Source organism: Hyphomicrobiales bacterium (assembly GCA_030688605.1).
Lineage (GTDB): Bacteria > Pseudomonadota > Alphaproteobacteria > Rhizobiales > NORP267 > JAUYJB01.
Genome location: JAUYJB010000052.1, coordinates 1 through 8,001 on the forward strand (window position 1 = coordinate 1; position 8,001 = coordinate 8,001).

General features: G+C 67.2%; 4 protein-coding genes and 1 pseudogene. 2 read left to right on the top strand and 3 right to left on the bottom strand.

Annotation, left to right across the window (positions count from 1 at the left end; genetic code table 11):
* Nucleotides 1-133 precede the first annotated feature (133 nt).
* Nucleotides 134-2,818 carry an alanine--tRNA ligase gene (gene alaS, locus Q8P46_06390; protein MDP2619791.1) on the bottom strand — a complete coding sequence of 895 codons (2,685 nt, stop codon included), beginning with the start codon at nt 2,816-2,818 and terminating at the stop codon, nt 134-136.
* A gap of 248 nt (nt 2,819-3,066) precedes the next feature.
* On the bottom strand, nt 3,067-4,188 hold the full coding sequence (gene recA, locus Q8P46_06395; GenBank protein ID MDP2619792.1) for a recombinase RecA: 1,122 nt from the start codon (nt 4,186-4,188) through the stop codon (nt 3,067-3,069).
* Nucleotides 4,189-4,503: 315 nt separating this feature from the next.
* On the opposite strand from recA, the pseudogene Q8P46_06400 reads away from it, so the two are divergent.
* Nucleotides 4,504-4,602: pseudogene (locus tag Q8P46_06400) on the top strand (IS5/IS1182 family transposase).
* Nucleotides 4,603-4,810: 208 nt separating this feature from the next.
* Here Q8P46_06400 and Q8P46_06405 read toward each other — a convergent pair.
* The gene (locus Q8P46_06405) at nt 4,811-7,414 is read right to left on the bottom strand and encodes a response regulator (GenBank protein ID MDP2619793.1); all 2,604 of its coding nucleotides are present in this window, start codon (nt 7,412-7,414) and stop codon (nt 4,811-4,813) included.
* 257 nt (nt 7,415-7,671) lie between these two features.
* Between Q8P46_06405 and Q8P46_06410 the strand changes: the two genes are divergently transcribed.
* On the top strand, nt 7,672-8,001 hold a 330-nt coding region (locus Q8P46_06410), incomplete at its 3' end, for a flagellar biosynthetic protein FliO (protein ID MDP2619794.1).

Genomic DNA, 8,001 nt, shown 5'->3' on the forward strand with positions numbered 1-8,001 from the left:
CGAAGGCCGGGTTCTTTTGCGCCGTGGCGGTGTTGCGGCTGTTGGCCGATGCACCGCATCGCCCCGGCGAGCCGCGCCTGGCCCCGGCGCAAAATCATCCCGGTCAAATGGTTCCCTATGACCATGAACCGCTCTAGCCCGGCACGGTCGCCCGCTCGACCGCCTCGGCGATGGCGGCGAGCGCCGCCTCCGCCTTGCCGCCGTCGGGGCCGCCGGCTTGCGCCATGTCCGGGCGGCCGCCGCCGCCCGAGCCGCCGAGCGCCCGGGCACCGATTTTCACCAGGTCGATGGCATTGTACCGTTTCGTCAGGTCGTCGGTGACGCCGACGACGATGCCGGCCTTGCCCTCCTCGCTGACGCCGACGATGGCGACGATGCCGGAGGAAAGCTTCTTCTTGCCGTCGTCGGCAAGCCCGCGCAGGTCCTTGAGCGAGATCCCGCGCAGGGTGCGGGTCAGCATCTTGACCTCGCCGACCTCGCGCACGCCCTCGTCCTCGCCGCCGGCCTCCGCGCGGCCGCCGGCGAGTGCAAGCCTGCGCTTGGCGTCGGCCAGTTCGCGCTCGATTCTGCGCCGCTCCTCGACGAGCTGCTCGAGCCTGTGGGTCAGCTCGCCCGGCGTCGTCTTCAGCAGCGCCGCCGCGGCGCGCACCCTTCTGTCCTGCTCGTCGAGATATCTGCGCGCCTCTTCGCCAGCCAGCGCCTCGATGCGCCGGACGCCGGCCGCGACCGCCCCCTCGGTCGTCACCTTGATGAGGCCGATATCGCCGGTGCGGCGCACATGGGTGCCGCCGCACAGCTCCAAGGAATAGGTCCGGCTGGCGCCCTCGACGCCGGGCTGGGTCCCCATGGAGACGACGCGCACCTCATCGCCGTATTTCTCGCCGAACAGCGCCATCGCCCCCTGCTCGATCGCCTCGTCGACGCTCATCAGCCGGGTCGCCACCTCCTCGTTCTGCTCCACCACCCGGTTGGCGATGCGCTCGACCGCCTCCATCTCGGCCTCGTCCATCTCCTTGGGATGGCTGAAGTCGAAACGCAGCCGGGTGGGCTCGACGAGCGAGCCCTTCTGCGCCACGTGGCTGCCGAGCACCTCGCGCAGCGCCTCGTGCAAGAGGTGGGTCGCCGAATGATGGATGCGGGCGCCCGCGCGGCGCGCGTGATCGACCTTAAGCTCGAGCGCCATGCCGCGCTCAAGCGCGCCCATCTCGACCACGCCGTAATGGACGAAAACGTCACCGAGCTTCTTCTGGGTGTCGGAAACGCTGAACCGCGTGCCCTCGGCCGTCATCACGCCACGGTCGCCGACCTGGCCGCCGGATTCGCCGTAAAACGGCGTCTGATTGAGCACCACCGCGCCCGTCTCGCCCGTGGCCAGCCTGTCGACCTCGGCGCCGTCCTTGACGAGCGCCACCACGACGCCCTCCGCGCGCTCGGTCTCGTAGCCGAGAAACTCGCTGGCGCCGGCCTCCTCACGCACCTTGAACCAGATCTCCTCGGTCGCCGCCTCGCCGGAGCCGGCCCAGGCCCGGCGGGCGGTCTCGCGCTGGCGCTCCATGGCCGTGTCGAACACCGCCTTATCGACCGCAATGCCGCGGCCCTTCAGCGCGTCCTCGGTGAGGTCCAACGGAAAGCCATAGGTGTCGTAGAGCTTGAAGGCGACCTCGCCGGAGAACACGTCGCCTTGCTTCAGCCCCTCCGATTCCTCGTCCAGGATCTGCAGACCCCGCGCCAGGGTCTTGCGGAAGCGCCTCTCTTCCAGTCTCAAGGTCTCGGTGATCAGTCCCTCCGCGCGGTTGAGCTCCGGATAGGCCTGGCCCATCTCGCGCTCCAGCGCCGGAACCAGCCGCCACATGACGGGCTCGGCCGCGCCGAGGAGCTGGGCATGGCGCATGGCGCGACGCATGATCCTTCTGAGCACATAGCCGCGCCCCTCGTTCGACGGCAGCACGCCCTCGGCGATGAGGAAGCCGACCGCGCGCAGGTGATCGGCGATGACCCGGAAACTCGCCACGTTGCGGCTGTCCGCCTCGACGCCGAGCGCGTCCTCAGCAGCCCTAATCAGGGCGCGGAACAGGTCGATCCGGTAATTGTCGTGGGTGCCCTGGAGGACGGCGGCAAAACGCTCGAGCCCCATGCCGGTGTCGATCGAAGGCCGCGGCAGGTCGACGCGCTCATCGGCGCTCAGCTGCTCGTACTGCATGAAGACAAGGTTCCAGATCTCGATGAACCGGTCGCCTTCGGCTTCGGCGCTGCCCGGGGGCCCGCCTGGAATATGCTCGCCATGGTCGTAGAAAATCTCCGAGCACGGCCCGCACGGGCCGGTCTCGCCCATGGCCCAGAAATTGTCGTCGCTGTCGATCCGGACGATGCGGCCCTCCGGCAGGCCGGCGACCTTCTTCCACAGATCGTAAGCCTCCTCGTCGTCGGCATAGACGGTGGCGATCAGCCGCTTGGCCGGCAGCGCGAACTCCTCGGTGATCAGCTTCCAGGCAAGCTCGATCGCGACGTCCTTGAAATAGTCGCCGAAGGAGAAATTGCCGAGCATCTCGAAAAAGGTGTGGTGGCGGGCGGTATAGCCGACATTGTCAAGGTCGTTGTGCTTGCCGCCGGCGCGCACGCATTTCTGCGCCGTGACCGCGCGCTTGTAGGGGAGCTTCTCGACGCCGGTGAAGACGTTCTTGAACTGTACCATGCCGGCATTGGTGAACATCAACGTCGGGTCGTTGCGTGGCACGAGCGGCCCCGACGGCACGATCTCGTGACCGTGCCGCTTGAAAAAATCGAGAAAAGTGGCGCGGATCTCGTTGACGCCTGACATGCGATATCGACCTCTCCGCTGCGCCGCACGCGACGGGCCACGCCTGTTCGCGCGGCCCATGCCTTCAAGTTTCAATGCGTCTTGCGATGTTTATAGGATGACCGCGGGCGAAGTCCAGCGGTCCGGCGCTCGCGAGCACCTCCGGCTCCGCCCGCCGCGGACGCGTGAAGGGCGCGCCGCCTCCGCGCGCGCGCCCCAAATTACACCCGCCTTGCGGCCAGCGCCGTTTGTGCCCGTCTGCGGCCGCTCTAGCCGCTTGCCTCCAGCGTATCGCCGTCGAACGGGGTTTCGCCCTCGCCGGGCTCCCCGCCGCCGGCTTCCCCGTTGCCGGCTTCGAGAATGCGGCTCGCCAGCAGGCCGGCATTCTCGCGGATCGCCTTTTCGATGGCCCGGGCCATCTCCGGATTGTCCTTCAGGAACTGCTTGGCGTTCTCGCGGCCCTGGCCAATGCGCTGGCTGTCATAGGAGAACCAGGAGCCGGATTTCTCGACGATGCCGACCCTGACACCGAGATCGATCAGCTCGCCGGTCTTGGAGATACCCTCGCCATACATGATGTCGAACTCGACCTGCTTGAAGGGCGGCGCGACCTTGTTCTTGACCACCTTGACGCGGGTCTGGTTGCCGACCACCTCGTCGCGGTCCTTGATGGCGCCGATGCGGCGGATGTCGAGGCGCACGGAAGCATAGAATTTCAGCGCGTTGCCGCCGGTCGTGGTCTCCGGCGAGCCGAACATGACGCCGATCTTCATGCGGATCTGGTTGATGAAGATGACCATGGTGCGGGATTTGGAGATCGAGGCGGTCAGCTTCCTGAGCGCCTGGCTCATCAACCGCGCCTGCAGGCCGGGCAGGCTGTCGCCCATTTCGCCCTCGAGCTCGGCCCGCGGGGTCAGCGCCGCCACCGAATCGATGACCAGCACGTCGATGGCGCCGGAGCGCACCAGCGTATCGGCGATCTCCAGCGCCTGCTCGCCGGTGTCGGGCTGCGAGATCAGAAGCTCGCCGACATCGACGCCGAGCTTGCGCGCATAACCGGGATCGAGCGCGTGTTCCGCGTCGATAAAGGCGCAGGTGCCGCCCAGCTTCTGGGCTTCCGCCAGGCAATGCAGCGCCAGCGTCGTTTTGCCGGAGGATTCCGGCCCGTAGATCTCGACCACCCGGCCGCGCGGCAGGCCGCCGATGCCGAGCGCGATGTCGAGGCCGATCGAGCCTGAGGAAATCGACTCGATCTCGACCACCGGGTTCTGCCCCAGCCGCATGATCGAGCCCTTGCCGAAATGCCGCTCGATCTGGCTCAGCGCGGCGTCGAGCGCCTTGGTCTTGTCCATCCCGTCCCCTTCAACGAGGCGAAGCTTGGTGCCGGTCATCGCCGAAACTCCTTATCCCATACCCCCCGGACTCATTCAATCGCAACCAATGTACACGTTTTGTTCCGATTGGCAAGGGAAAATCTAAATGGTTGTGGATAATGGTGGATTCGGGGCGTGTTCGCCACATGTTCCGGAGATTGCAGGGCGCGGCTATATTCCTACGAGGGTTACCGCAAGCGGGGTACGATAGCCCTCTGATGCCGGGCGCCAGCATCTTAACTGCTTGTGGTGAACAGATTAGGTCTCCGACTCATAAAGGAAATTCCGTTTTTGGTCGAATGGTGATTCAAGCTCCTTGAGGAGGAGCACGCCATGAGCCAGCGCCGTTATGAGATCAGCGATTTCGAGTGGTCGATCATCGAAGCCCTGTTGCCGAACAAGCCGCGTGGGGTTCCGCGCGCGGATGACCGAAACCGCCCTTCGTCATGAGCCGCGAGCCCGTGGCAATGTACGGCGCCCGGCCCGCCGACACCATCACGGGCAGCGGCCCTGACGCGCCGCGCACAAAGGCCGGACACATGACCGCACCCGACCAGGTCGCCAAGCCGCGTCAACAAAACTCCTGCAACGCAGCGGCCGTCCACACATGGCGAAGGAGGGGAGGCGGCGACGGCGCCCCTTACTCCTCCATCACCTCCTTCACCATCGCGGCGAGCTCCTTCAAATTGAAGGGCTTTTGCAGGAAGTGGAAGTTTTCGTCACCTTCCAGGTTCTTCTTGAATGCCTCCTCGGCATAGCCGGACATGAAGATGATCTTGACGTGGGCCGAGCGCTTGCGCAGCTCCTTGAGCAGACTCGGCCCGTCCATTTCCGGCATCACCACGTCGGAGACGACGAGGTCGATGCCGTCGTTCTGCTTGCCCATCACCTCCAGCGCCTCGGCGCCGGAGGCCGCCTCGAAGACGCTATAGCCGCGCGAGGTCAGCGCCCGGGCGGCGAAGGTGCGCACCGCGTCCTCGTCCTCGACCAAGAGCACCCGGCCGCGGCCGGTAAGGTCGGCCGGCGCCTCTCTGGCCTCCTTGGCTTCCCTGGCCGCTTTTGCCTCCTTCGCCTCCCTGCCTTCGCGGGCCTCCTTGGTCTCGCCGGCGCGCGCCGCGCGCTCGGCCGGGTCGGCGGCCAGGTGCCGCGGCAGGAAGATCATAAAGCTGGTGCCCTGGCCCGGCTTGCTCTTGGGATAAATGAAGCCGCCGGTTTGCTTGATGATCCCGTAGACCGTCGACAGGCCGAGCCCGGTGCCCTTGCCGACATCCTTGGTCGAGAAGAACGGCTCGAACACCTTCTCCATCACCTCCGGCGTCATGCCGGCGCCGGTGTCGGAGACCTCGATGAGCACATATTCGGCCGCCGGCATGCCGGTGAATCTGTAAGCCGCGGCCTCCTCGGCGGCGACGTTGGCGGTGCGGATGGTGAGCTTGCCGCCGTCGGACATGGCGTCGCGGGCATTGACGGCGAGGTTGATGATCACCTGCTCGAGCTGGATCTGGTCGACCTTGACCAGCCACAGGTCGGGCGGGTGCTTGAGGATCAGCGCCACCTTTTCGCCGAGCAGCCGGCGCAGCATGACGGTGAATTCCGAGATCGCGTCGTTGAGCCGCAGCACCTCGGGCCTGAGCGTCTGCCGGCGCGAGAAGGCCAAAAGCTGGCGCACCAGGCCGGCGGCGCGGTTGGCCGAGTGCTTAATGTTCATGATGTCCTGGAACGCCGGATCGGTCGGCCGGTGGCTGGCGAGCAACAGGTCGCTATAGCCGATGATGGCGGTCAGCACATTGTTGAAGTCGTGGGCGACGCCGCCGGCGAGCTGGCCCACCGCCTGCATCTTCTGGCTCTGGGCGAACTGCGCCTCCAGCGCCCGCTGCGCCGAGGTGTCGATGCCGTAGACGATGGCCGCGCTCTTGCGGTCGAGGTCGGTGGCCGGGCTCAGAAAAATCCGCGCCGCGCGCGGGGCCTCGCCGGCGAAGGTGACGTTGAACGGCTCGATGTCGCTCTGCCCCGCGGCGGCCACCTTGAGTGCTGCCGCGACCGCCTCCTTGTCCTCGCTGGTGACGAGATCGATCAGATTGCCGCGCGCCGCCTTGTCGGCCTTGGCCCCGAAGCGCATGCGTGCGAAGGCCGCGTTGGCGCGCACGATGGCGCCGCCGGCCTCGACGGTGGCGATGGCGATCGGCGCATTGTTGAAGAAGCGGGCAAAGCGCACCTCGGCCGCTCGCAGGGTTTCCGACACGTCCTCGCCGGGGCTGCGGTTGATGACCAGCGTCCGCGAATAGCCGGGGCTGCCGTCGGCGGTGAAGGAGACGCTGTGCAGGAGCCGCACCGGCAACGGCGTGCCGTCGCGGCGCTTGAGGTCGAGGTCCAGCACCTCTGTGCGCGCCTCGCCGGCCACCGGCACCGCCTGGTCGAGGAGCGCGCTCGACTGGCCCGCCACGATGTCGCGCAGCTGCACCGCGCCCGCCACCGTCTGGGTCAGGTCGAGACCGAGCCAACCGGCGAGCGTCGCGTTCATATATTGGATGTGGCCGTCGGCATTGGTGGAGAAGAAGCCGGCCGGCGCGTGGTCGAGATAGTCGATCGCGTTCTGCAGCTCCTGGAAGATGTTTTCCTGGCGCTGGCGCTCCTCGGTCATGTCGGCAACGCGCCAGATCGAGCGGCTCGACTTGGCCGGCGTGCCGTCGGCGGCGAAGTCCACCGGCTGCACCGAGACCCGGTACCAGCGCCCCTCGCCTTCCTCCACGTCGCTGCCGACGCGGAACTCCTCCTGCCAGCGGCGGCCCTCCCGCGCCGCCTGCGCCAGGCGGAATATCGGCTCGTTGGCGTCGGGATGGGCGGCAAAGGCGCGCGGCACCGTCGAGGCGACCGACCGTCCGTCCGAGCCGCTCATCGCCATGTAGGTCTCGTTGGCGTAGATCACCCGCTCGTCGGACCCGGTGACGACGACGCCCTCGTCGAGCGCCGCGATGATTTCGCCGGCCATGGTGCTGTTGTGGTCGCGCTCGCCGAAGCCGATGACGCCGACCGCGGCGCCGAACAGGGCGACGACGCCGATCACGGAGAACAGCGCCAGCAGAGCGAAGACGAAGGGCTCCGCGGCGTCGCGGTCGAGCGTCGAGAGCGTGACCGCGGCGCCGACCAGTCCGATGGCCAGAATCAGGAGCCAGACGAGGCTGCCCTGCCGCTCGCGCTCGCCGCGCGGCGCAGGGGTCGGGTGCCTCAGCTGAACGTCCGTCATACGCCCGTATCGCGGCCCTGATTCGCCATACCGCAAGCGAGGATGGGCCTTTAGGCGGAGAAATTCAACGTCCCGTTTGCTCCCTACCGCGGCCAACGCCGTTTCGCGCCGGGCTTGCCGGCGGCGCGGTGCCGGCCGCCGCCGGCCCCAAGGCCCGGCCGGCCACAAAGTCGGCAATTTTTGCGGTTTGGGTATAGTATGATCTTATCATTCGATGACACAGGGATGCGACACAACACAGCGATGGGACGCAAGCCATGGATTTCCTAGAACAGCTCCTCGGCGTCACTCTCGACGTGACCATGCGCACCTTGATCGCCTTCGCGGTGGTCCTGATCGTGATCGTCCTTGTCGCCTGGCTGTTCCGGCGGCTATCCCGGGGCGGCGCTCCGCGCGCCGGCCGCCGCGGCCGCATCGCCCGTCTCGCCATCCTGGAGGCGGTCCAGATCGACCCGCGCCGGCGGCTGGTGCTGCTCAGGCGCGACAATGCCGAGCATCTGATCCTCATCGGCGGCGGCAGCGACCTGGTCATCGAGCAGGGGATCCTCCGCGCGCCGCGCCAACCCGGCGCGCGCGGCGGCGAGCGC